Source organism: Pseudomonas sp. GP01-A4, assembly GCF_058780865.1.
The window spans coordinates 1-24,140 of the sequence record NZ_JBYSWF010000062.1; the positions used below are offsets into that span (position 1 = coordinate 1).

At 60.9% G+C, this 24,140-nt stretch carries 22 protein-coding genes; 5 read left to right on the top strand and 17 right to left on the bottom strand.

What is annotated here, in order from left to right:
* Positions 1-16: 16 nt before the first annotated feature.
* Both AC3WKX_RS26915 and pdeM read left to right on the top strand, forming a co-directional pair.
* A complete protein-coding gene (locus AC3WKX_RS26915; RefSeq protein WP_102605542.1) occupies positions 17-2,494 on the top strand; it encodes a ligase-associated DNA damage response DEXH box helicase in 2,478 nt (825 codons plus the stop codon).
* Positions 2,494-3,150: a ligase-associated DNA damage response endonuclease PdeM gene (pdeM, locus tag AC3WKX_RS26920; protein ID WP_003219271.1), complete on the top strand. Its 657-nt coding sequence runs from the start codon at positions 2,494-2,496 to the stop codon at positions 3,148-3,150. Before AC3WKX_RS26915 ends, pdeM begins: the two co-directional genes overlap by 1 nt.
* A 31-nt stretch (positions 3,151-3,181) precedes the next feature.
* Here pdeM and AC3WKX_RS26925 read toward each other — a convergent pair whose 3' ends face one another.
* The gene (locus AC3WKX_RS26925; RefSeq protein WP_003219272.1) at positions 3,182-3,385 is read right to left on the bottom strand and encodes a hypothetical protein; all 204 of its coding nucleotides are present in this window, start codon (positions 3,383-3,385) and stop codon (positions 3,182-3,184) included.
* Positions 3,386-3,492: 107 nt separating this feature from the next.
* Positions 3,493-4,059, bottom strand: a complete 567-nt coding sequence (gene dcd, locus AC3WKX_RS26930) for a dCTP deaminase (protein ID WP_003219273.1) — start codon at positions 4,057-4,059, stop codon at positions 3,493-3,495.
* Positions 4,060-4,437: 378 nt separating this feature from the next.
* Between dcd and AC3WKX_RS26935 the strand changes: the two genes are divergently transcribed.
* On the top strand, positions 4,438-4,647 hold the full coding sequence (locus AC3WKX_RS26935) for a cold-shock protein (protein ID WP_002554837.1): 210 nt from the start codon (positions 4,438-4,440) through the stop codon (positions 4,645-4,647).
* A gap of 334 nt (positions 4,648-4,981) precedes the next feature.
* Here the strand turns inward: AC3WKX_RS26935 and rpoS are convergent, their stop codons facing one another.
* The 8 genes from rpoS to AC3WKX_RS26975 form a co-directional block, all read right to left on the bottom strand.
* Entirely contained in the window at positions 4,982-5,986 is a 1,005-nt protein-coding gene (gene rpoS / locus AC3WKX_RS26940; protein ID WP_003219274.1) for an RNA polymerase sigma factor RpoS, read from the bottom strand.
* A 105-nt stretch (positions 5,987-6,091) separates the two neighbouring features.
* Positions 6,092-6,928 (bottom strand): peptidoglycan DD-metalloendopeptidase family protein, encoded by an 837-nt coding sequence (locus tag AC3WKX_RS26945; RefSeq protein ID WP_032898924.1) that lies wholly within the window; start codon positions 6,926-6,928, stop codon positions 6,092-6,094.
* Between the two features lie 210 nt (positions 6,929-7,138).
* On the bottom strand, positions 7,139-7,774 hold the full coding sequence (locus AC3WKX_RS26950) for a protein-L-isoaspartate(D-aspartate) O-methyltransferase (protein ID WP_010176736.1): 636 nt from the start codon (positions 7,772-7,774) through the stop codon (positions 7,139-7,141).
* Positions 7,775-7,815: 41 nt separating this feature from the next.
* Positions 7,816-8,565: a 5'/3'-nucleotidase SurE gene (surE, locus tag AC3WKX_RS26955; protein ID WP_102605544.1), complete on the bottom strand. Its 750-nt coding sequence runs from the start codon at positions 8,563-8,565 to the stop codon at positions 7,816-7,818.
* Positions 8,553-9,611 (bottom strand): tRNA pseudouridine(13) synthase TruD, encoded by a 1,059-nt coding sequence (gene truD / locus AC3WKX_RS26960; RefSeq protein ID WP_003219280.1) that lies wholly within the window; start codon positions 9,609-9,611, stop codon positions 8,553-8,555. Before truD ends, surE begins: the two co-directional genes overlap by 13 nt.
* Entirely contained in the window at positions 9,608-10,081 is a 474-nt protein-coding gene (gene ispF / locus AC3WKX_RS26965; RefSeq protein WP_003219282.1) for a 2-C-methyl-D-erythritol 2,4-cyclodiphosphate synthase, read from the bottom strand. The genes truD and ispF overlap by 4 nt, the downstream gene beginning before the upstream one ends.
* A gap of 54 nt (positions 10,082-10,135) precedes the next feature.
* Positions 10,136-10,981, bottom strand: coding sequence for an S-formylglutathione hydrolase (fghA, locus tag AC3WKX_RS26970; RefSeq protein WP_003219284.1), 846 nt, complete (start codon positions 10,979-10,981; stop codon positions 10,136-10,138).
* Between the two features lie 8 nt (positions 10,982-10,989).
* Positions 10,990-12,102 (bottom strand): S-(hydroxymethyl)glutathione dehydrogenase/class III alcohol dehydrogenase, encoded by a 1,113-nt coding sequence (locus AC3WKX_RS26975; protein WP_008432216.1) that lies wholly within the window; start codon positions 12,100-12,102, stop codon positions 10,990-10,992.
* A gap of 109 nt (positions 12,103-12,211) precedes the next feature.
* Between AC3WKX_RS26975 and AC3WKX_RS26980 the strand changes: the two genes are divergently transcribed.
* Positions 12,212-13,108, top strand: coding sequence for a LysR family transcriptional regulator (locus tag AC3WKX_RS26980; RefSeq protein WP_003219287.1), 897 nt, complete (start codon positions 12,212-12,214; stop codon positions 13,106-13,108).
* Positions 13,109-13,177: 69 nt separating this feature from the next.
* Complete coding sequence (locus tag AC3WKX_RS26985) at positions 13,178-16,216, top strand: dermonecrotic toxin domain-containing protein (RefSeq protein WP_102605545.1); 3,039 nt, start codon at positions 13,178-13,180, stop codon at positions 16,214-16,216.
* A gap of 3 nt (positions 16,217-16,219) precedes the next feature.
* Here the strand turns inward: AC3WKX_RS26985 and ispD are convergent, their stop codons facing one another.
* From ispD to AC3WKX_RS27020, 7 genes are all read right to left on the bottom strand, one after another.
* Positions 16,220-16,930, bottom strand: a complete 711-nt coding sequence (gene ispD / locus AC3WKX_RS26990; protein WP_003219291.1) for a 2-C-methyl-D-erythritol 4-phosphate cytidylyltransferase — start codon at positions 16,928-16,930, stop codon at positions 16,220-16,222.
* Positions 16,927-17,205 (bottom strand): cell division protein FtsB, encoded by a 279-nt coding sequence (ftsB, locus tag AC3WKX_RS26995; RefSeq protein WP_003219292.1) that lies wholly within the window; start codon positions 17,203-17,205, stop codon positions 16,927-16,929. The genes ispD and ftsB overlap by 4 nt, the downstream gene beginning before the upstream one ends.
* Positions 17,206-17,376: 171 nt before the next feature.
* Positions 17,377-18,666 (bottom strand): phosphopyruvate hydratase, encoded by a 1,290-nt coding sequence (gene eno, locus AC3WKX_RS27000; RefSeq protein ID WP_003219294.1) that lies wholly within the window; start codon positions 18,664-18,666, stop codon positions 17,377-17,379.
* Positions 18,667-18,822: 156 nt separating this feature from the next.
* Positions 18,823-19,668, bottom strand: a complete 846-nt coding sequence (gene kdsA, locus AC3WKX_RS27005) for a 3-deoxy-8-phosphooctulonate synthase (RefSeq protein WP_003219295.1) — start codon at positions 19,666-19,668, stop codon at positions 18,823-18,825.
* Positions 19,669-19,673: 5 nt separating this feature from the next.
* A complete protein-coding gene (gene pyrG / locus AC3WKX_RS27010) occupies positions 19,674-21,305 on the bottom strand; it encodes a CTP synthase (RefSeq protein ID WP_003219298.1) in 1,632 nt (543 codons plus the stop codon).
* A gap of 273 nt (positions 21,306-21,578) precedes the next feature.
* Positions 21,579-22,898: a tRNA lysidine(34) synthetase TilS gene (tilS, locus tag AC3WKX_RS27015; RefSeq protein WP_102605546.1), complete on the bottom strand. Its 1,320-nt coding sequence runs from the start codon at positions 22,896-22,898 to the stop codon at positions 21,579-21,581.
* Positions 22,899-23,073: 175 nt separating this feature from the next.
* Positions 23,074-24,021, bottom strand: coding sequence for an acetyl-CoA carboxylase carboxyltransferase subunit alpha (locus AC3WKX_RS27020; protein ID WP_003219302.1), 948 nt, complete (start codon positions 24,019-24,021; stop codon positions 23,074-23,076).
* Positions 24,022-24,140 lie beyond the last annotated feature (119 nt).

The window sequence follows — 24,140 nt, forward strand, 5'->3', positions numbered from 1 at the left end:
CCCCAGAGCCCCAAGCATGGCCAAATCCCCCAACTTCGCCAAAGACTGGTTCACCGCCAAGGGCTGGAAACCGTTCGCCTTCCAAAAAGACGTATGGCACGCAGTCAAGGAAGGCCAGTCGGGACTGCTCCACGCCAGCACCGGCGCCGGGAAAACCTACGCCCTGTGGTTCGCCGCCCTCAACCGCTTCGCCATCACCGAAACCACACCCCGCAAACGCAAAGCCCCCGCCGAACCGCTGGCCGTCCTGTGGATCACCCCAATGCGCGCCCTGGCCGCCGACACCGCCCGCGCCCTTGAGGCCCCGCTCGAGTCACTGAAAATCCCCTGGACCGTCGGCCTGCGCACCGGCGACACCAGCAGCAGCGAACGCGCCCGCCAAACCCGCCGTCTGCCCACCACCCTGATCACCACCCCGGAAAGCCTCACGCTGATGCTCGCCCGCGCCGACAGCCAGCCCAGCCTGTCGCACCTGCGCATGGTGGTAGTGGACGAATGGCACGAACTGATCGGCAACAAACGCGGCGTGCAATTGCAACTGGCCCTCGCCCGCCTGCGGCAATGGCAACCCGAGCTGATTGTGTGGGGCATTTCCGCAACCCTGGGTAATCAGGCCCACGCGTTGGAGGTGTTGATCCCACAAGGCGGCGGGATCAACGTCCAAGGCCAAACCACCAAACAGTTGCGAGTGGACACCCTGTTGCCACCGGTTATCGAGCGCTTTCCGTGGGCCGGCCATATCGGCCTGAAAATGCTCCCGCAAGTGGTGGCCGAAGTCGATGCCAGCAGCAGTTGCCTGGTGTTCACCAACACACGGGCACAATCGGAAATCTGGTACCAGGCCCTGCTCGACGCGCGCCCCGACTGGGCCGGAGTGATTGCCCTGCACCACGGCTCGCTGTCCCGGGAAACCCGGGACTGGGTGGAGCGAGCCCTGAAGGAGGGGCAACTGAAGGCCGTGGTGTGTACGTCGAGCCTGGACCTGGGGGTAGATTTCCTGCCGGTGGAACGGGTACTGCAAATTGGCTCGGCCAAGGGCGTAGCCCGGCTGATGCAGCGCGCAGGGCGCTCCGGCCACGCACCGGGCCGGCCGTCGCGGGTCACGCTGGTGCCAACCCACAGCCTGGAAATGGTGGAAGCCGCTGCCGCGCAGGACGCCATCGCTGAACGGCGCATAGAAGCGCGCCAGTCGCCTCACAAGCCGTTGGATGTGCTGGTGCAGCATCTGGTGAGCATGGCGCTGGGCGGCGGCTTTGTGCCGGATGAGCTGCTGGCGGAGGTGCGCACCGCGTGGGCCTATCGTGACCTGAGCGCAGCAGATTGGGCCTGGGCCCTGGGTTTCGTGCGCCATGGTGGCCTGTCACTGACGGCCTACCCGGATTACCGCCGCGTCGAGCCGGACGAACACGGCATCTGGCGCGTCCCCGACGCACGCCTGGCGCGGCGCCATCGCATGAGCGTGGGTACGATCGTCAGCGACGCCAGCATCCAGTTGAAATTCTGGAGCAAAGGCGGCGGTGGCAAGACCCTGGGCAGTGTCGAGGAAGGCTTTATTGCACGACTGAAGCCAGGGGATGGTTTCCTGTTCGCCGGCCGCTTGCTGGAGTTGGTACGGGTGGAAAACATGACGGCTTATGTGAAGCGCAGCACCGCGAAAAAGGCTGCCGTGCCACGCTGGAACGGCGGGCGCATGCCTCTTTCCAACGAGCTGGCCCAGGCGGTGGTCGAGCGCTTTGATGCGGCTGCCCACGGTCACTATCTCGGCCCGGAGATGCAAGCGGTGCAACCCTTGCTGGAAACCCAACTGCGCTGGTCCGGACTGCCGACCCGCGATCACTTGCTGGCCGAGGCCCTCAAGTCCCGGGAGGGCTGGCATCTGTTCCTGTATCCGTTTGCCGGGCGCCAGGTGCATCTGGGGCTGGCGAGCCTGCTGGCCTGGCGCGTCAGCCGGCGGCAGGCGGTGACGTTCTCGATTGCGGTCAATGACTATGGGCTGGAACTGCTGAGTGCCACCGAAGTGGATTGGCCTGAGTTATTGGGCGGCGAACTGCTGAGCGCGGATCATCTGCTGGATGACGTGGTAGCCAGCCTGAATGCCGGTGAGCTGGCCCTGCGACGTTTTCGCGAGATCGCGCGGATCGCCGGGCTGGTGTTCGCAGGCTATCCGGGCGCGCCGAAAAGTACGCGTCAGGTCCAGGCTTCCAGCGGTTTGTTCTTTGAGGTATTCAAGCAATATGACCCGCAGAACCTGCTGCTGACCCAGGCCGGGGAAGAAGTCCTGCGGGATGAGCTGGATATTCGTCGCCTGGAAGAGACCTTGCGCCACCTGTCTGGGTTGAAGCTGGACCTGCATCGCATCAAACGGCCTACGCCGTTGGCCTTTCCGCTGCTGGTGGAACGTTTTCGGGAAAGCCTGAGCTCGGAAAAACTCTCGGAGCGGATTGCGCGGATGGTCAAGGATCTGGAAAAAGTCGCCGATAACGGGAAGCCCTGATGCCCGCTCATTACCCGATACATCTGGCGGAAGAAGCGCTGTGGTTGCTCGCGGACAAGGCGGTGTACTGGCCTGCGAGAAAGTGCCTGCTGATCGCCGACGCGCATTTTGGCAAGGCGTCGGCCTATCGCAGCCTGGGCCAGCCAGTGCCACAGGGCACGACGACGGCCAACCTGCAGCGCCTGGACCGGTTGTTGGCGGCTTTCCCCGGCGCGCAGGTGATCTTTCTCGGCGACTTTCTCCACGGGCCCGGCTCTCACGCCAGCGGCACCCTGAACGCCCTGAGAGCCTGGCGTGAGCGTCATGCAGGCGTGGCGCTCACGCTGATTCGCGGCAACCACGACAAACGCGCTGGCGACCCGCCTGGCGATCTGAATATTGAGGTGGTGACCGAACCCTTGCTGATGGGCCCGTTTGCCTTGCAGCACGAGCCCGACGCCCATGCCAGCCACCATGTGCTGGCCGGGCACGTGCATCCGGTGTATCGCCTGCGGGGCAAGGGCCGGCAAAGCTTGCGCCTGCCGTGCTTCCTGATCGGCAACCAAGTCAGCCTGCTACCGGCGTTCGGCGCTTTTACCGGGGGTTATTCAGTGACGCAGGAAGAAGGCAGCCGGATCTTCGTGATCGGAGACCAGGAAGTATGGCCAGTGCGTTGAGCAACTGACCATTGGCGACACGTGCAGGAAATCAGGCCACAGGGGCGGGAGGCGGTTCGTCAGGCAGAGTAGGTTCGCCAGGCTCTTCAGGCTGGTTGGGCCAGGGATCATCGGGACCTGGCTGGCCGGGAATGCCGCCTGCGGCGGGATCAGCCATCAAGGACCAGGCCATCACACCAATCTGGTTGGGTTCAAGCCGGGCGAGTTCGGCGCTGATTCGCGGATCGAGCTTCATAGGGGACTCCTCAAGCGTGGCCCGGCGCGTTGTGCACGCGTCGGGGCAGTACACCCAATAGAGTGCATGCCCGCTGACAAATTCCCTTAGCCTGTAAGACGATTCGATCAAGTGCGTGGGAGAGTGACGCCGCGCTGGCCCTGATACTTGCCGCCACGGTCCTTATAGGACACTTCGCACTCTTCGTCGGATTCGAAGAACAGCATCTGCGCCACGCCTTCGTTGGCGTAGATTTTTGCCGGCAAGGTGGTGGTGTTGGAGAACTCCAGGGTGACGTGCCCTTCCCATTCCGGCTCCAGCGGCGTCACGTTGACGATGATGCCGCAGCGCGCGTAGGTGCTTTTGCCCAGGCAGATAGTCAGGACATTACGCGGGATACGGAAGAATTCGACGGTGCGCGCCAGGGCAAAGGAGTTTGGCGGGATGATGCAGACGTCGCTCTTGACGTCGACGAAGCTTTTTTCGTCGAAGTTTTTCGGATCGACGGTTGCCGAGTTGATGTTGGTGAACACCTTGAACTCATCGGCGCAGCGTACGTCGTAGCCGTAGCTGGAAACCCCGAACGAGATCAGCCGCTCAGCGCCTTCGCCACGCATCTGGCGCTCCACGAAGGGCTCGATCATGCCGTGCTCTTGCGCCATGCGGCGAATCCACTTGTCCGATTTGATGCTCATGGCGGGTGTCCTGAATAGCGAGGTGAAAAAATTCTGTTGGGCATCTTACCGGGGCTGGCCCCGTGGTTCAAAGGGGCGGCTGTTTTTCTTGGCGCCGCGCAGCCCCTGCTGGGCGGGGCGCACCTTCAATCGTGGGGTGTTGGTGCGGTATCAGGGTGCCGCCAGTCACGAAAATAGAGAAACCTTCGGAAATACCATTGGCACGTTCCGGAAAAAGGGTTAAGGTGGCGCCACTGTGCTGCTTGTGTCACTGAGAATCTCTACACGATATGTTGAATTTCGATCCAACCATCTCCAAGAATTTTTCCTGCTCTTTGCACTCAGTCTCGGCCAGGGCTTTTCCTGAGTCGCAGTTAACTTTGTCCAAGGAGATACACCATGTCTAATCGCCAAACTGGTACCGTTAAGTGGTTCAACGATGAAAAAGGCTTCGGCTTCATCACTCCACAATCCGGTGACGACCTGTTCGTTCACTTCAAAGCTATCCAATCCGACGGCTTCAAAAGCCTGAAAGAAGGCCAACAGGTTTCTTTCATCGCTACCCGCGGTCAGAAAGGCATGCAAGCTGAAGAAGTTCAAGTTATCTAACTTGTACTGATTTAGTCGAAAAGCCCCGCCCTCAAAAGCGGGGCTTTTTTGTGCCCGCTCGTTCCTACGCTCTGTGTGGGAATGCCTCTTGTGACGCTCTGCGTCACGCTTTGGGACGCGGAGCGTCCTGGGCTGCATTCCCACGCAGAGCGTGGGAACGAGCAAAGCGGGGCTTTTTTTGTGCTCGGGATTTGCCAATCACACGATGTAATTCCATGCACAAAAAAATGTGGGAGCGGGCTTGCTCGCGAAAGCGGTGAATCAGTCGCCAGATAGGCTGACTGAAACACCGTATTCGCGAGCAAGCCCGCTCCCACATTTCATCCTGCGTCGCTTATTGAAACAACGACTCACTCGACAAGCCATTCTTCTCGAGGATCTCGCGCAAGCGCTTGAGGCCCTCGACCTGGATCTGCCGCACCCGCTCACGGGTCAATCCAATCTCCAGGCCAACATCTTCCAGGGTGCTGCTTTCGTGGCCGCGCAGCCCGAAGCGGCGAATCACCACCTCACGCTGTTTGTCCGTCAGCTCCGAAAGCCACTGGTCGATGCTTTGCGACAGATCGTCGTCCTGCAGCAACTCACATGGGTCCGTAGGACGATCATCGGTCAGGGTGTCCAGCAGGGTTTTATCCGAATCCGGACCCAGCGAGACATCGACGGAAGACACCCGCTCATTAAGACCGAGCATGCGCTTGACCTCTCCCACCGGTTTTTCCAGCAGGTTGGCGATTTCTTCAGGCGAAGGTTCATGATCGAGTTTCTGTGTCAGCTCACGCGCCGCCCGCAGGTAGACGTTGAGCTCCTTGACCACATGGATCGGCAACCGGATCGTACGGGTCTGATTCATGATCGCCCGTTCGATGGTCTGACGAATCCACCAGGTGGCGTAGGTCGAAAAGCGGAAGCCCCGCTCAGGGTCGAACTTTTCCACCGCCCGGATCAGGCCGAGATTGCCTTCCTCGATCAAGTCCAACAGGGACAGCCCACGATTGACGTAGCGTCGGGCGATTTTCACCACCAGTCGCAGGTTGCTTTCAATCATGCGCTTGCGCCCAGCCGGATCGCCCTTTTGCGACAAGCGCGCAAAATGGACTTCTTCTTCGGGAGTGAGCAGAGGGGAAAAGCCGATTTCATTGAGGTACAACTGAGTCGCGTCGAGCGCCCGTGTGTAATCAATGTACTTGTGTTGCTTTAACGCGGTGGAGTTCTTGGATTTGGTGCGAACTGAAGGTACAGCAGGTCCCTCATTCGACATCGATTCCGTATCGATGACAGTCTCCATAAGGAGAACCTCATCGTCGATGTCAAACTCCGGCGCTTCTTTACTGAGAGCCATTGTTATAGTCCTTTGGTGAGTTCGACCTCAAGCTCAAGCGACGCCTTTATCCTTGGCAACGCTGGAGCCTGTTCCTACTACGTGAGGAACAGGCTGTGCAACACATCAACGACGGGGAAGGAATTGCAGCGGATCAACAGGCTTCCCTTGGCGGCGAATCTCAAAGTGCAGTTTCACCCGGTCTGTACCAGTTGACCCCATTTCGGCAATTGTCTGTCCGACTTTGACCTGCTGCCCCTCCCGAACCAACAGCCTGCGGTTGTGACCGTAGGCACTGACGTAGGTATCGCTGTGTTTGATGATGACCAGCTCGCCGTAGCCCCGTAAACCACTCCCGGCGTATACCACTGTCCCATCAGACGCAGCTAAAACAGGCTGTCCCAAATCCCCGGCGATATCAATGCCTTTATTCAAACTACCGTTTGAAGAGAATTTTCCAATAAGGATGCCATTTGAGGGCCATCCCCAGCCGGTCGGTGCAGGCCCCGCCGGCGGCATCGGCGCAGGTGCCGGCTTGCTCGCAACGCTAGGCGCGGCGGTGCCTGCAGGCCGGGTGATGATGGTGGTCTTGCTCGAAGACGACGGCGAAGAAGCCGTGTTTGTGACAACCGCGGTCGGTGTTGAACCGGTTCGTCCATCGAAACGAATGGTCTGACCTGGATGTATCGTGTACGGCACAGGGATGTTGTTACGGGCGGCGAGCGCCTTGTAATCCCAGCCATAACGAAAAGCGATCGAGAACATCGTATCGCCCTTGCGCACGACGTATTGGCCAGTGGTAACGGTAGGTTTCTGCGGTACCGCATTATTGCGGTCGACCACCCGCGCACCACCGGATGGCGTGCTTGAACAAGCCGCCAGCAAGGAACTCAAGACAAGGCCAATCACCAGTCGCTGAAAGCTTGTTTGACTCATACGCTGTGCAATGACCGTGAGACTCACCCGCCGCTCCCTTTGTGGTGGCTGACTATGAACGCCTGTATCAGGCTTGAAATATGACGCAAGTATAACTGGCCGTTGGGTTTTTACTGGAAACACGACTCTAAAGAAAATTTCATCATGTTTAACTCCGACGGCTGATGATGTGGACTCAACAGACCCCGCTGTAAGACACATACCCGGCAATAGAATTCAGTACGCAGGAATAATTGATCAGGCCAGCGGACCGTTGAGCAGCGGGACAAAACGCACGGCGCCGAGCACATGCCGGGAAAAGCCCTCTTCCTCGCGAATGATCAACATTAATTGTTGCACTTCGCCGGAGCCCACCGGAATCACCAGGCGCCCGCCGGGAGCCAGTTGATCGAGCAAGGCCTGGGGCACGTCGGTCGCCACCGCGGTGACGATAATGCCGTTGTATGGCGCCAGTGCCGGCCAGCCTTCCCAGCCATCACCCCAACGGAACACCACGTTGCGCAGGTTCAACTCCACCAGGCGTTCCTTGGCCCGGTCTTGCAACACCTTGATGCGCTCCACGGAAAACACCCGCTCCACCAGCTGCGACAACACGGCCGTCTGGTAGCCGGAGCCGGTGCCGATTTCCAGCACCTTGTCCAGCGGGCCCGCCGCCAGCAGCAACTCACTCATCCGCGCCACCATATAGGGCTGGGAGATGGTCTGGTTGTGGCCGATGGGCAAGGCTGTGTCTTCATAGGCGCGGTGCGCCAGGGCTTCATCGACAAACAGATGCCGCGGGGTACGCCGGATGACTTCCAGCACCTGGGCATTGGACAGCCCTTCTTCATACAGGCGCTGGATCAATCGCTCGCGGGTGCGCTGGGAGGTCATCCCGATGCCCCGGCGCAGCAGGTCGTCTTGTTCACGAGCCATCAGCGCAGCCCCTCCAGCCAGCCATCGAGGCTACTGAAGGCATCACTGAAGGTGCGATCGAGTTGCAACGGGGTAATCGAGACATAACCTTGCATCACCGCATGAAAGTCCGTGCCCTCGCCACCGTCCTCGGCATCGCCGGCAGCGGCAATCCAGTACCCTTCCCTGCCACGCGGGTCGACCACCTTCAGCGGCGCTGCCGCACGGGCACGGTGGCCGAGGCGGGTCAGCTGGATACCGCGAATGTGGTCCAGGGGCAGATTGGGAATATTGACGTTGAGCACCGTGCGCGGCGGCAGGACCAGGGTGTCATGGGCCTCCACCAGCTTGCGGGCGAAATACGCCGCAGTCGCCAGGTTGTCCAATTGACGGGACGCAAACGAAAAAGCGAACGAGGTCCGACCGAGGAAGCGCCCTTCAAGGGCTGCCGCCACCGTACCGGAATACAGCACGTCGTCACCCAGGTTGGCGCCCAGGTTGATCCCGGAAACCACCAGGTCCGGCTCGTGGTCCAGCAGGCTGTTGATCGCCAGGTGCACGCAGTCGGTCGGCGTGCCATTCACGCTGATAAAGCCGTTGGGCAACGTCTGTGTATGCAACGGACGGTCGAGCGTCAGCGAGCTGCTGGCGCCGCTTTTGTCCTGGTCCGGGGCAACCACCACGCACTCGGCGTAATCCGCCAGCGCAGCATGAAGCGCGGCAAGGCCGGGTGCAGTGACCCCGTCGTCGTTAGATATCAGAATACGCATGGGCTGTCCGTCTGCCCCACCGGCACCAGATCTACAAGCTCGCGCACCAAGACAGTGGCGAAGCATCCAGCCGGCAGGACGAATTCCAATTGCAGAATGTCAGGTTCGGGATAATGCCACGTCAACCCGCCAATGGGCAGTCGAAGAATGCGACGTTCCTGGCTCATGCCGGCATTCACCAGCCAATCCCGCAGTTCGGCTTCACCGTCGGCAATCGCCTGTTCCAGCGCGAAGGTTGCTCCCGCCGCCGGCGAATCACCTTCGCCCCACTGCGGGCCGGTGGGATGCAGGTCGAGGATTGCCAGGCGCGGGTCGCTGCATTCAGCCTCCCCCGCCGGGAAAAAGCTGCGGCTGTCGGTAAACGCCAGCAAGTCACCGACCTGGGCGCGCTGCCAGGAACCGTCGGCCACCCGCGCCGCCAGCACTTTATTGAACAGGAAGCTGCGGGCCGTCGAGAGCAGGCGCGAACGCACATTGCGCTGCTCCGGCAAGGCCTTGCGCGCCGCCCAGTCACGGGCATCGACGACGTTGCCGCCGTTATGGCCGAAACGCTGGGCGCCGAAATAGTTGGGAATGCCTTGCCTGGCGATCAGTTGCAGGCGGGCGTCGATGGCCGCCGCATCCCCGGCAAACTGGGTCAGGCGCAAGGTAAAGCCGTTGGCCGAATGCGCGCCGCGCTGCAGCTTGCGCTTGTGACGGCCGGTCTTGAGGATCTTCAGGGTGTCGTTTTCAGCCGCGCTCAGGTCCGGGTCCGCCTTGCCCGGCAACTGCACGCTGAACCACTGGCGGGTCAGCGCCTGGCGGTCCTTGAGCCCGGCGTAGCTGACGGTACGCAACGGCACGCCCGCCGCCTTGGCAATCCGCCGCGCCGCCTCTTCGGTATTCAGGCCGCGCTTTTCCACCCACAACCACAGGTGTTCACCCTCGCCGGTCAGCGGGATATCCAGCACTTCATCCACCTGGAAGTCTTCAGCGGTGGCCTTCAGAACAGCGCTGCCCAAGGCCTCGCCATAGGCACGCGGGCCCAGCAGTTGCAGATCATTCATGCGCGCAGCAACAAGGCAACGGAGTGCACGGCAATGCCCTCTTCGCGACCGGTAAACCCGAGCTTTTCGGTGGTGGTGGCTTTTACGTTCACTTGATCCAACTCAACTTGAAGATCCGCGGCAATCAGCGCGCGCATCGTTTCGATATGCGGGGCCATCTTGGGCGCCTGGGCGACGATGGTGTTGTCGACGTTGCCGACCTTCCAGCCCTTGGCATGGATCAAGCCGACCACGTGACGCAACAGCACACGACTGTCCGCGCCCTTGAAGGTCGGGTCGGTATCCGGAAAGTGCTTGCCGATGTCGCCCAACGCGGCTGCGCCGAGCAAGGCATCGCTCAAGGCATGCAGCACCACGTCGCCGTCGGAATGAGCCAGCAACCCGTGGTGGTGCGCGATCCGCACGCCGCCCAGGGTGATGAAATCGCCTTCGGCGAAACGGTGCACATCATAGCCGTGGCCAATACGCATAAAAAAACGCCCCGATTTAATTCAGGGCGTGATTCTACCTACTTTTGCCTCACATTAACCGAGCAAAGCGCGCGCGTGATGGCGTAAGTGGTCTTCGATGAAGCTGGCGATAAAGAAGTAGCTGTGGTCATAGCCCGGTTGCAGGCGCAGCTCCAGCGGATGGTTCGCCGCCCTGGCCGCTTGTTGCAACGCTTCAGGCTTGAGCTGCACCGCGAGGAAATCGTCGCGGTCGCCCTGGTCCACCAGCAATGGCAGCTTTTCCGAGGCTTCGCTGATCAACACGCAGGCATCCCATTCGCGCCATTTCGAGCGCTCTTCGCCGAGGTAGCGGGAGAATGCCTTCTGGCCCCACGGGCAATCCATCGGGTTGTTGATCGGCGAGAACGCCGACACCGACTGATAACGCCCCGGGTTGCGCAAGGCACACACCAGCGCACCATGGCCGCCCATGGAGTGGCCGCTGATCCCGCGTTTGGCCGACGCCGGGAAATGCGCCTCGACCAATGCCGGCAATTCCTGCACCACGTAGTCATGCATCCGATAGTGCTGGGCCCAGGGCTCCTGGGTGGCGTTCAGGTAGAAACCGGCGCCCAGGCCAAAGTCCCAGGCGTTGTCCGGATCACCCGGCACACCGGGGCCGCGCGGGCTGGTGTCCGGCGCAACAATGATCAACCCCAGCTCGGCTGCCATGCGTTGCGCGCCGGCCTTCTGCATGAAGTTCTCATCGGTGCAGGTCAGCCCCGACAGCCAGTACAGCACCGGCAATTTGCCGCCCTGCTCCGCTTGCGGCGGCAGGTACACGGCGAAGGTCATGTCGCAACCCAGCACGTCGGAATGATGCTTGTAGCGTTTATGCCAGCCGCCGAAGCTTTTCTGGCACGACAGGTTTTCCAGACTCATGGCCGACCTCAGAAGTGAATGACGGTGCGGATGCTCTTGCCTTCATGCATCAGGTCAAACGCCTTGTTGATATCTTCCAGGCCCATGGTGTGGGTGATGAACGTATCCAGCGGGATTTCACCGGCCTGGGCCATTTCCACATAGCTTGGCAACTCGCTGCGACCGCGCACGCCGCCGAACGCCGAACCGCGCCAGACGCGGCCGGTGACCAGTTGGAACGGACGGGTAGCAATTTCCTGGCCGGCGCCGGCCACGCCGATGATCACCGACTCGCCCCAACCTTTGTGGCAGCACTCAAGGGCCGCACGCATCAGTTGGACATTGCCGATGCACTCGAAGGAAAAGTCGACGCCGCCGTCGGTCAAATCGACGATCACGTCCTGGATCGGGCGGTCGTAGTCTTTCGGGTTGATGCAGTCGGTGGCACCCAGCTGCCTGGCGATTTCAAACTTGGCCGGGTTGATGTCGATGGCAATGATGCGGCCGGCCTTGGCTTTCACCGCGCCGATCACCGCCGACAGGCCGATGCCGCCCAGGCCGAAGATGGCCACGGTGTCGCCTGGCTTGACCTTGGCGGTGTTGATCACTGCACCGATACCGGTGGTGACACCACAGCCCAGCAGGCAGACTTTTTCCAGCGGCGCTTCTTTGGGAATCTTCGCTACGGAGATTTCCGGCAGCACGGTGTATTCGGAGAAGGTCGAAGTGCCCATGTAGTGGAAAATCGGCTGGCCCTTGTAGGAAAAGCGCGAGGTGCCATCTGGCATCAGGCCTTTACCCTGGGTGGCGCGAATCGCCTGGCAGAGGTTGGTCTTGCCCGACAGGCAGAATTTGCACTTGCCGCATTCCGGGGTGTACAGCGGGATCACGTGGTCGCCCACCGCCACCGAGGTCACGCCTTCGCCGATGGCTTCAACCACGGCGCCGCCTTCGTGGCCGAGGATCGACGGGAAAATGCCTTCCGGGTCCGCGCCCGACAGGGTGTAGGCATCGGTATGGCACACACCGGACGCCACCACCCGCAACAGCACCTCGCCCGCCTTGGGCATGGCCACATCCACTTCAACGATCTCGAGGGGTTTCTTGGCTTCGAAGGCTACGGCCGCGCGGGACTTGATCATCCGGTTTCTCCATCGGGTTAAAAACGTAAGGCCGGCAGTGTAAAACATGCTCATCTGATTAATAATCCAGACAAAAGCAAAACATTATTGCCGTACAGGGACAATCAGCATGCTGGAAAACCGCTGGGAGGGCATCGACGAGTTCGTCGCCGTGGCCGAATGCAGCCAATTCACCGCGGCCGCCGAGCGCCTGGGCGTGTCGTCGTCCCATATCAGCCGCCAGGTCGCGCGACTGGAAGAGCGCCTGCAAACACGCTTGCTGTATCGCAGCACGCGCAAGGTGACACTGACCGAAGCCGGCCAGACCTTCCTGCAACATTGCCAGCGATTGCAGGACGGTCGCGAAGAAGCCTTGCGCGCGGTGGGCGACCTGGCCAGCGAGCCCAAGGGAATGTTGCGCATGACCTGCGCAGTGGCTTACGGCGAGCGTTTTATCGTGCCGCTGGTGACGCGGTTCATGGCGCTTTATCCGCAATTGCGCGTGGACGTGGAATTGACCAACCGCCAGCTGGACCTGGTGCACGAAGGCCTGGACCTGGCGATTCGCCTCGGGCGCCTGGCGGATTCGCGCATGGTTGCCAGCCGCCTCGCGCCGCGGCGTATGTACCTGTGCGCGTCACCGTCCTACCTGGCCAGGTACGGGCGGCCACATAGCTTGTCGGAGTTAAGCCGGCATAACTGCCTGATCGGCAGCTCGGATATTTGGCAACTGGCCCAGGACGGGCGCGAATTTTCCCAGCGTGTACAGGGAAACTGGCGCTGCAACAGCGGGCAAGCGGTGCTGGATGCGGCCCTGCAAGGTGTCGGTCTTTGCCAATTGCCGGACTATTACGTGCTGGAGCATTTGCACAGCGGCGCACTGGTGTCGTTACTCGAAGCCCATCAACCGCCCAACACCGCGGTTTGGGCGCTGTACCCGCAACAACGCCACCTTTCGCCCAAGGTGCGAAAACTGGTGGACTTTCTCAAGGAGGGCCTGGGCAACCATCCCGTCTACCTGCGATAGACAGCTACCGCCCATGCAGCGCCTGAGTGCCGGTAAATAGCCTTTTTTACTGCGTAACCAGGCACCCCCATGATAACCAACGGCCCGCAACTCCAGCGCATCAGTCATTTCGTTCGCAAGGTCCTGGCGGATTTCCCCGTACCTTCGCAAATCGCCGCCCAGTTGATCCGCGAGCGGGTACAGCCCCTCAGCCAGGTCGAGTTCGACCCGGATACCACCCTCCTCGCCACCCTCGAATACAACACCGACAATCCCAATGCGGCCTTCACCGCCGTGGTGATCCAGTCGATGTCGCTGACCGAGGCCATGGTCTGCAATGCGCCCCAGCCCCCGGGCGGCATGCTCAATACCACCGGGTTTTCCACCACTGCACCTTATTTCAATATTGTCAGCGAGCTGCCGCGCTTGATGGATAACCGGATTCCGGCAATGTTCAACGAAGAGTTCATCGTCTCGGGCTGGATCCCGCCAAGGCGTTATGAGGCGCTGTATCTGCAAAGCCAGCCCCAGGTTTACGACCCGAGCACGCAGCTGCAGATTTCACCAAAAACCTTCAGGCACATCGTTAACTCAAGCCATTTCGAACAAACCTACGACGAGGCGATCGGCAAGTTCTGGAACAGCCACCGGGAAAACTACAACACCCTGATGCGCATCGCGTTCACCAAAGCCTATCTGGAACAGTTCCATGAGTTCACCCTGACCGTGGCAGAGAGACAGCTGGCGGCACGGGCGGCGGGAATCGGCATCGACAAGAACCACGACAACCTCACCCTGGAGGATTTCCAGGAGCCCTATCGCCTCGACCCAAACCTGTCCCTGCGGCTATTGCGCGTTCACAACAGCGAATCCACCGACATCCTGACCATCACCGATAACCAAAGCCAGGTGACCCTGCTCTATATCCCGGGCAACTCCTCGCCCTTCCATGGGTTCAATAACCCGGCAGACATGCGCAGTTGGCTGGTGGAAACGGCAAGGGACGCCACTCAACGCAAGGCGCTGACCCAACACTTCGACGAGGACGCCATCGACTCCGGCCTGATCTACAGCGGCGTGGAGGAGGCACTGGTGGGGATGGCGGTGTTTCCGAAGCCGGCAACCTCCCCGGGGTTGTTCAACAGCCTGCGGGCCGATAACTACTGGGATCCCGAGCAGTACATCAATAACCCGATGTATCCGGCACTGGGCAGTAACCCGTTTGAGTTCATCGCCCGGCAGATCAGGGTACGCCTTGCAAAAGTAGCGGCGCGAAGCTTTATTTCGCCCCTGGATACGCTCAAGGCCGACACCCTGGATGCCCTGGAAAAAGCCTGCATTCTGGCGGTTCCCGTGGCACTGGCCATGGGCAACGCGCTATTGGCGGAATTTTGCTTCCTGACCTCCGGCGCGACTGAAATGGTGGTGGGTGCCGACGACCTGCTGCGCGGCAAACCCCACGCGAAGGAGCGCATTGTATTCGGCGCCCTTAACGCGCTGCCGGTGGTCGCCCATGGCGTGTCCAAGGGGCTCAAGGGCCTCGAAAGCCTGCGCCCCACCCTGGGCCCGGCAGTACGCCAGGATGCGGGCCGGATCAGCGTCAGCGCCATCAACGAAACCTCCATGGCGGCCAACACCGAGACGCGCACCCTGAGCCCACGGATGACTCCCGGCGGCCTGCAGACCATCCGGATTCACGGCGACCTGTACCTGACCTACAAGACCCCCAATGAATCAGGCTTCTTCGAACTGTTCGTAATGGCTCCCAACGCGCCAAACACGCTGCAATCCACCGGCCTGTATGCCATCCAGAGCGCCGACCTGAAGTGGCGCACGGCCGGGCTGGCCGGCGGAGGCGCATTTCGCAATGCCTGGCAAAGGGTCTACACGCTGTTCGGCGGCCCGCAACACTCGACGTTCTACAGTGCCTACGAGATGCCACCCCCCGCACGCGAGACCGTTTCGGAGATGCTCACCGACACCAGTTCGTTTTCGGAAAACCTTGAACCCGTGGGCAGCGGTGCCCAGCCGGTGAAAGACACCCGCAAGTTGTTTTTCGAGAAAAGAACCAAGCTGTCTGAAGATGCCACGATATTCTTTGCCAACTTGTCGTTTTCACCGATGCGGCCGGTGCTTCCAAGGCTCAGCCTGAATGAATCGCAGCCGACCATCATTCAAAAACTGCTGCACGCCAGCGACGGCCTCGTGATCGGCGAAAGCCATGGAGCCCTGTCGAGCAAGGCGTTCCTGATCAACAACATGCCGCTGTTGGCCAGCGAGGGGGTCAAACGCCTCTATTTCGAGCATCTGCTGACGGATGTACACATGCCCTTGCTCAAGGCGTTCTACCGTACCCGAAGCGCGGTGATGCCCGAGGAACTCAAGGGCTTCCTCAACAACATCTACCCGCCGTTGCGCGACCGGCACTACTCGTTCGTCAACATCGTCACCGCGGCCCGTGACGCCGGGATCAAAATCCAGCCGATCGACTGCACTGTCAGCTACATGCTGCGCGACCTGCCCGACACCGCCGACAACTTGCGCCAGCGCATGATGAACTTCTACGCCACCGAGGTGATTCAATGGATCCAGACCACCAAGCCGCGCCCGGGAAAATGGGTCGCACTGGTGGGTGACAGCCATACCAATACCTACAAAGGGATTCCGGGGATTGCCGAACTCACCGGCAGCATCGGCCTGCGGATCGAGGATGCAGCGGCTGGCGGGCACCTCGGCGTCGAAGTGGACACGGGACGCACCGCCAGCCTGGGCATCGGCAAGGGTGAGGGAACGGTCAAGGCCAACCTGGTCCTGCGGGTGGACCGCGCCAGCTTACAACGCCCGGCGCAACCGGCGCCCGCCCCCTCCCAACCCCAGGCCAAGACGCCACAGACGCTGCTGACCAAGCCAGGCCAGTTCATGCTGACCCCGGCCACCGTCACGACACCGGCACACCTTCACTACCGTTCACGGCGAGGCGACGTACGCCATTTCAGGATCGATCAACAGGGCGGCCGATACGCCATCAGCGCGCCCGGTTGGGCCGTGGACGGCAAACCGTTCGACAGCATTCAGGCACTGGTGGATGAGTTCAAGACCCCGGCCGGGGTTGAACAGATGACGGTGTGACCGTCAGGAAGACTGGAAAGTCCGACGCTGGCGCAGCCATTCAAGGTCTTCCGGGCGCGTGACCTTGAGGTTGTCGGAACGGCCTTCGATCAAGCGAGGCGCATGCCCGGCCCATTCCATGGCCGAGGCTTCGTCGGTGATGACCACGTCCGAGACCAGGCTGTCGGCCAAGGCCCGGTGCAGCGCGCCAAGGTGGAACATCTGCGGGGTGTAGGCCTGCCAGATCGGCGTGCGATCAACCGTTTCCAACACGCGCCCGTGCTTGTCGGCGCGCTTGAGGGTGTCCCGCGCCGGCACGGCCAGCAGCCCACCCACGCTGTCGTCGGCCAGTTCAAAGAGCAACTTGTCCAGGTCATCGCGGCTGAGGTTCGGCCGGGCGGCGTCATGCACCAGCACCCAATCGTCATCGCTCGCGCCCTGGCCGTGCAGGTAAAGCAAGGCATTGAGGACCGAACCCGAGCGCTCTTCGCCGCCGTCAACGCGCACAATGCGTGGGTCGGTGGCGCAAGCCAGGGTCGGCCAGTAAGGGTCATCCATCGCAACGCTGACCACCAGCCCCTTGAGGCCCGGATGATCGAGGAAACAGCCAAGGCTGTGTTCGAGAATAGTGCGCCCACCCAATTGCAAGTACTGCTTGGGACGGTCCGCGGCCATACGGGCACCCACGCCCGCGGCAGGAATCACGGCCCAGAAGGCCGGTGACGAAATGCTCATTGGGCCAACTGGTAGAGGGTTTCGCCCTCCTTGACCATGCCCAACTCATGGCGAGCCCGCTCTTCAACGGTCTCCATGCCTTTCTTCAATTCAAGTACTTCGGCATCGAGCACGCGATTGCGCTCCAGCAACACCTCGTTTTCGGCGTGCTGTGCGGCAATTTGCTGGGTCAGTTCGGTGACCTGCGCCAAGCTGCCATTCCCCACCCAAAGGCGGTACTGCAGGCCAGCCAGCAGCAAGAGCAAGACGAGGAACAACCAATTGGGACTGCGCATCGAATATCGGGTATCCAGTGAAAAAAGACAGCCATGCAAAACTTTTGCAGCAACTGATAGCACGAAGCCTGGAAAAACCAGGCTTGTGCTTGTTAGTCATGAGATTAGCGCCGAAATTCACGCTGCCGTGATTTTTCCGACGTAATCCGCTGACCTTTTACCATTTAACAATCAGCCGCGAAACTCGCTGCGACCGTTGTACTTGGCTTTGCCGCCCAGTTGCTCTTCGATACGCAGCAATTGGTTGTACTTGGAAACGCGGTCGGAACGGCACAGGGAACCGGTCTTGATCTGCCCAGCCGAAGTGCCCACGGCCAGGTCGGCAATGGTCGAGTCTTCGGTTTCGCCGGAGCGGTGGGAGATCACGGCGGTGTAGCCCGCAGCCTTGGCCATCTGGATGGCTTCCAGGGTTTCGGTCAGGGTGCCGATCTGGTTGAACTTGATCAGGATCGAGTTGGCGATCTTTTTGTCGATGCCTTCTTTCAGGATCTTGGTGTTGGTCACGAACAGGTCGTCGCCCACCAGCTGGATCTTCTCGCCGATCTTGTCGGTCAACACTTTCCAGCCAGCCCAGTCGGACTCGTCCAGGCCGTCTTCGATCGAGATGATCGGGTAGCGCTCGGTCAGGCCCTTGAGGTAGTCAGCAAAACCTTCCGAGGTGAACACGTGGCCTTCGCCGGACAGGTTGTACTTGCCGTCTTCGTAGAATTCGCTGGCCGCGCAGTCCAGGGCCAGGGTCACGTCGGTGCCCAGCTTGTAGCCAGCGTTGGCCACGGCTTCGGAGATCACTTTCAGTGCGTCTTCGTTGGACGCCAGGTTCGGCGCGAAACCACCTTCGTCACCCACTGCAGTGCTCAGGCCACGGGCCTTCAGCACAGCCTTGAGGTGATGGAAAATCTCGGTGCCCATGCGCAGGCCTTCGGAGAAGGTCTTGGCGCCAACCGGCTGCACCATGAATTCCTGGATGTCGACGTTGTTATCAGCGTGCTCGCCACCGTTGATGATGTTCATCATCGGAACCGGCATCGAGTAGACACCCGGAGTGCCGTTCAGGTTGGCGATGTGGGCGTACAGCGGCAGGTCCTGGTCCTGTGCAGCGGCCTTGGCAGCGGCCAGGGACACGGCGAGGATGGCGTTGGCGCCCAGGCTGCCTTTGTTTTCGGTACCGTCGAGCTTGATCATCGCGTGATCGAGGGCTTTCTGGTCAAGTGGATCCTTGCCCAGCAGCAGGTCGCGGATCGGGCCATTGATGTTGGCCACCGCCTTGAGTACACCCTTGCCCAGGTAACGGCTCTTGTCGCCATCACGCAGTTCCAGTGCTTCGCGGGAACCTGTGGAAGCACCGGACGGCGCGCAGGCGCTGCCGATGATGCCGTTATCGAGAAGCACGTCGGCTTCGACGGTAGGGTTGCCACGGGAGTCGAGAACTTCACGACCTTTGATGTCGACGATTTTTGCCATTGTTGTAAACACTCCAAAGTTGACGAAAACGACGCAGCTGAAGGAAATCTTTTGACCGACCGCAAGGGTGGAACAACGGGCAGGCTTGCAGGCGACAAGGCTCAGGCCTGCGGGCCTGAGCGTAAAGCGAGGGAAAGTCTACCGGAGAAATGGCGCTTACGCGGTCTCTACCGTCGGAAAACTCTTGACCAGGTCGTCCAACTGCTTCAACTGGGCCAGGAATGGCTCCAGCTTGTCCAGGCGCAGGGCGCATGGGCCGTCGCACTTGGCGTTGTCCGGGTCCGGGTGGGCTTCCAGGAACAAACCTGCCAGAGACTGGCTGATGCCGGCCTTGGCCAGGTCCAGTACCTGGGCACGGCGCCCGCCAGCGGAATCGGCGCGACCACCGGGCATTTGCAGCGCGTGGGTCACGTCGAAGAACACTGGGTATTCGAACTGTTTCATGATGCCGAAACCGAGCATGTCCACCACGAGGTTGTTGTAGCCGAAGCTCGAACCACGCTCGCAGAGGATCAACTGGTCGTTACCCGCTTCCACGCACTTGTTCAGGATATGTTTCATTTCCTGAGGCGCGAGGAACTGGGCTTTCTTGATATTGATCACAGCGCCGGTCTTGGCCATCGCGACCACGAGGTCGGTCTGGCGCGACAGGAAGGCCGGCAACTGGATGATGTCGCACACCTCGGCAACCACGGCTGCCTGCTCAGGCTCGTGGACGTCGGTGATGATCGGCACGCCGAAGGCTTGCTTGATGTCTTGGAAGATCCGCATGCCTTCTTCAAGGCCCGGGCCGCGGTAGGAAGTCACGGACGAACGGTTGGCCTTGTCGAAGCTGGCCTTGAACACGTAGGGGATACCGAGTTTCTCGGTCACCTTCACGTACTCTTCACAGACCTGCATCGCCATGTCGCGGCTTTCCAGCACGTTCATGCCGCCGAACAGCACCATGGGCTTGTCGTTGGCAATCTCGATGTCGCCTACGCGAATGATCTTCTGGGCCATCAGGTTTACGCCTTCTTCTGATGTTGCGTCAGTGCTGCTTTAACGAAGCCGCTGAACAACGGGTGACCGTCGCGCGGGGTCGAGGTGAACTCCGGGTGGAACTGGCAAGCCACGAACCATGGATGATCCGGTGCTTCAACCACTTCAACCAGCGCGCCATCACCGGAACGACCGGAGATTTTCAGGCCGGCTTCCATGATTTTCGGCAGCAGGTTGTTGTTCACTTCGTAGCGGTGACGGTGACGCTCGACAATCACGTCCTTGCCGTAGCAATCGTGAACCAGGGACCCCGGCTCCAGCAGGCAATCCTGCGCGCCGAGGCGCATGGTGCCGCCCAGGTCGGAGGCTTCGGTACGGGTTTCGACGGCGCCGGTGGCATCTTCCCACTCGGTGATCAGGCCCACGACCGGATGACCGCTGGTGCGATCGAACTCGGTGGAGTTGGCGTCTTTCCAGCCCATCACGTTACGGGCGAACTCGATGACCGCCACTTGCATGCCCAGGCAGATACCCAGGTACGGCACCTTGTTCTCACGAGCGTACTGGACGGCAGTGATCTTGCCTTCCACGCCACGCAGACCGAAGCCGCCCGGAACCAGGATGGCATCAACGCCTTCCAGCAGCGCGGTGCCCTGGTTCTCGATGTCTTCGGAGTCGATGTAGCGCAGGTTGACCTTGGTACGGTTGCTGATGCCCGCGTGGCTCATCGCTTCGATCAGCGACTTGTAGGCGTCCAGCAGCTCCATGTACTTGCCGACCATGGCGATGGTGACTTCATGCTCAGGGTTGAGCTTGGCGTCGACCACGGCTTCCCACTCGGACAGATCGGCGCCGCCACATTGCAGGCCGAAGCGCTCGACGACAAAATCATCCAGGCCCTGGGAATGCAGGATGCCCGGGATCTTGTAGATGGTGTCGGCGTCTTCCAGGGCGATTACCGCACGTTCTTCAACGTTGGTGAACTGGGCGATCTTGCGACGGGACGCGATGTCGATCGCGTGGTCGGAGCGGCACACCAGCACGTCCGGCTGCAGGCCGATGGAACGCAGTTCCTTGACCGAGTGCTGGGTAGGCTTGGTTTTGGTTTCGCCGGCGGTGGCGATGTACGGCACCAGTGTCAGGTGCATCAGCATCGCGCGCTTGGCGCCGACTTCGAAACGCAACTGGCGGATGGCTTCGAGGAACGGTTGGGACTCGATGTCACCCACGGTGCCACCGATCTCGACCATCGCCACGTCGGCATCGCCTGCACCCTTGATGATGCGGCGCTTGATTTCGTCGGTGATGTGCGGGATCACCTGGATGGTTGCACCCAGGTAGTCACCACGGCGCTCCTTGCGCAGCACGTGCTCGTAGACACGGCCGGTGGTGAAGTTGTTGTTCTGGGTCATGGTCGTGCGGATGAACCGCTCGTAGTGGCCCAGGTCCAGGTCGGTCTCGGCGCCGTCGTGGGTGACGAACACTTCACCGTGCTGGAACGGGCTCATGGTGCCCGGGTCAACGTTGATGTACGGGTCCAGCTTGAGCATGGTGACCTTAAGTCCCCGCGCCTCCAGGATGGCCGCCAATGAAGCGGAGGCAATGCCTTTCCCCAATGAAGAAACAACACCGCCCGTGACGAATATGTAGCGCGTCATGAAAAACCCTAGAAGTCTGCGTTAAAGCGGTCCGAGCCGCCGGGGAAAGCGAAGGAAGGCCGAAGCCCCCGATCACCTGCATTAATCACAGTGCACCTTTCAAAAAAACCGCCGCGTTGTGACAGACCAGCAATGAAACACCGGTACGTTGATCGCTACACATTTTTTGGAATCGCCCAGCAAAGACTGCTTGGTAATCGGCAACTGCTGCGATTCAGGCGAATCCACAGAAGTTGTATCAAGAAGGGAGCGTAGTCTACCGGAAAGGCTCTATCAGCTCAAACCTTGATCGCAGGTTGGTGGCATCCAATGTAATTGCCAGCCGGTACCGCCACCCGCCGCAAGCCCCGGCAGGTTGGCCACAGCCAGCAATTGCTGGCCCTGATACAGCAGCGGCAATCTGCCACGGATGAAACCTGGCACCGCACTTTCGTTAAGCAAGCGCTTCAGGTCGCGCCGGCCCCGGCCTGGCAATTCCATGATTTCACCGCCCTGGCGATAACGGATGCTCAGGGGGCCTTCGGGTGCACTGCCGCTGAAGCGCACTTGGCCGTTACCGGGTAACTGTAGTGGGTTTTGCGGGTGCGGCCAGCTCACCGATGCGTCAGAAAATTCCGACCAACTGGCAGGTAACCACCAGATAAGTCCACCACAACGGTGCAATTGACCGTCGGCCAGGCGCCACAGTGGCTGTGCATCGTGTTTGGCGTCGCGCAAGGTCGCCCAGCCGGTCCAGTGGTCGCTATCGGGCAAGCGTGTCAGCGGTGTCAGCCAGTGCATGAGTGCGTTGCGCTGGCGGGCCTCGGAGAGCGCGGCAAGCGGTTCAAGGGTCAGCGAAGGCAATGCCAGCCAGGGAAACACCGGGTGCTGGCTGGCGGCCAGCAGGTCTATCTGCGCCAGTTCGTCGAGCAAGCCGTGGGCTTCGCTCAGATGTTCGGCGCTGCGGGCCATGGTGCTGACGGCTTGGGGCCAACGTTCAGTCAGGTGTGGGAAAACATGGTGGCGCAGGTAATTGCGGGAGAAACGCGGATCAGCGTTCGACGGGTCTTCGATCCAGGTCAATTGATGTTCACGGGCGTAGGCTTCAAGCTCGGCGCGAGACACATCCAGCAAGGGTCGCACCAGATAGCCATCTGCCAAAGGGCGCTGCGCGGGCATTGCCGCCAGGCCACGCACGCCAGCCCCACGCAACAGCCGAAACAGTAAGGTTTCTGCCTGATCGTCACGGTGCTGGCCCGTGACCAGCAACTCCCCTGCCCCGGTGACCTCGGCAAACGCCTGATACCGCGCGTCACGGGCCGCGCGCTCCAGGCTTGCACCTTGTTGCACTTGCACGCGGATCACCCGCAAAGGCACGCACAAGGCGTCGCACACGGACTGGCAATGGGCCGGCCACGCATCCGCCGCAGCTTGCAGCCCATGATGAACATGGATAGCACTGAGTGGCGGAAGCTTGTCGGTTTTGGCCAGAGTGGCCAGGAGGTGCAGCAGGACGGTGGAGTCGAGGCCGCCGGAGAAGGCGATATGCCAGGCCGGGGCGTTGCGCCAGGGGGCGAGGATTTGCAGGAGCTTGGCGGTTAAGGTGGGCTTCATAGCAAAGTACGCCATCAAACTGGAATGCGGTAACCAGCATACACAAGGCAAATGTGGGAGCGGGCTTGCTCGCGAATGCAGTGTGTCAGTCGCCAACTATCTTGACTGAATCACCGCCTTCGCGAGCAAGCCCGCTCCCACACAAGCCAGCTCCCACATTTAGTAACGCGTCGGCTTAGAGACCGTAGCTCATCAGGCGCTCGTAACGACGGGCCAGCAGCGCCTCGTTGTCGAACTTCTTGAGCATCGCCAGCTGCGAGCTGAGTTCGGCACGAATGGTCGCGGCAGCGGCAGCCGGGTCACGGTGGGCGCCGCCCAATGGCTCAGCGATCACTTTATCCACGATACCCAGGCCTTTCAGGCGATCGGCAGTGATGCCCATGGCTTCCGCGGCATCCGGTGCCTTCTCGGCGGTTTTCCACAGGATCGAGGCGCAACCTTCCGGCGAGATCACCGCGTAGGTGGAATATTGCAGCATGTTCAGCTGGTCGCAGACGCCAATCGCCAATGCGCCGCCGGAACCGCCTTCGCCGATCACGGTAGCGATGATTGGCGTCTTCAGGCGCGCCATTACCCGCAGGTTCCAGGCAATCGCTTCGCTCTGGTTGCGCTCTTCAGCGTCGATACCCGGGTAGGCGCCCGGGGTGTCGATGAAGGTCAGGATCGGCATCTTGAAGCGCTCGGCCATTTCCATCAGACGACACGCCTTGCGGTAGCCTTCAGGGCGCGGCATGCCGAAGTTGCGGCGGACTTTCTCGCGCACTTCACGGCCTTTCTGGTGACCGATGACCATCACTGGCTGGTCGTCCAGGCGAGCGATACCGCCCACGATGGCGGCGTCGTCGGAGAAGTGACGGTCGCCGTGCAGCTCATCGAACTCGGTAAAGATATGGTCGATGTAGTCCAGGGTGTACGGACGGCGCGGGTGGCGGGCCAGGCGCGCGATCTGCCAGCTGGTCAGCTTGCCGAAGATGTCTTCGGTAAGCGTGCTGCTCTTGTCTTGCAGGCGAGCGATTTCATCGCCGATATTCAGCGAATTGTCATTGCCGACCAGGCGCAGCTCTTCGATCTTGGCTTGCAGGTCAGCGATCGGCTGTTCGAAATCAAGAAAATTCGGGTTCATAAGCGTCCGTCTTGGGTCGACGGCCAAGGAGTGCCTGGCCAGCCGGTTGTCTATTCGCGCCCTACCTTAAGGGAGAGGCGCGGTTAGGTCGAGATTAAATGTTCGGTCGAGATCAGGCG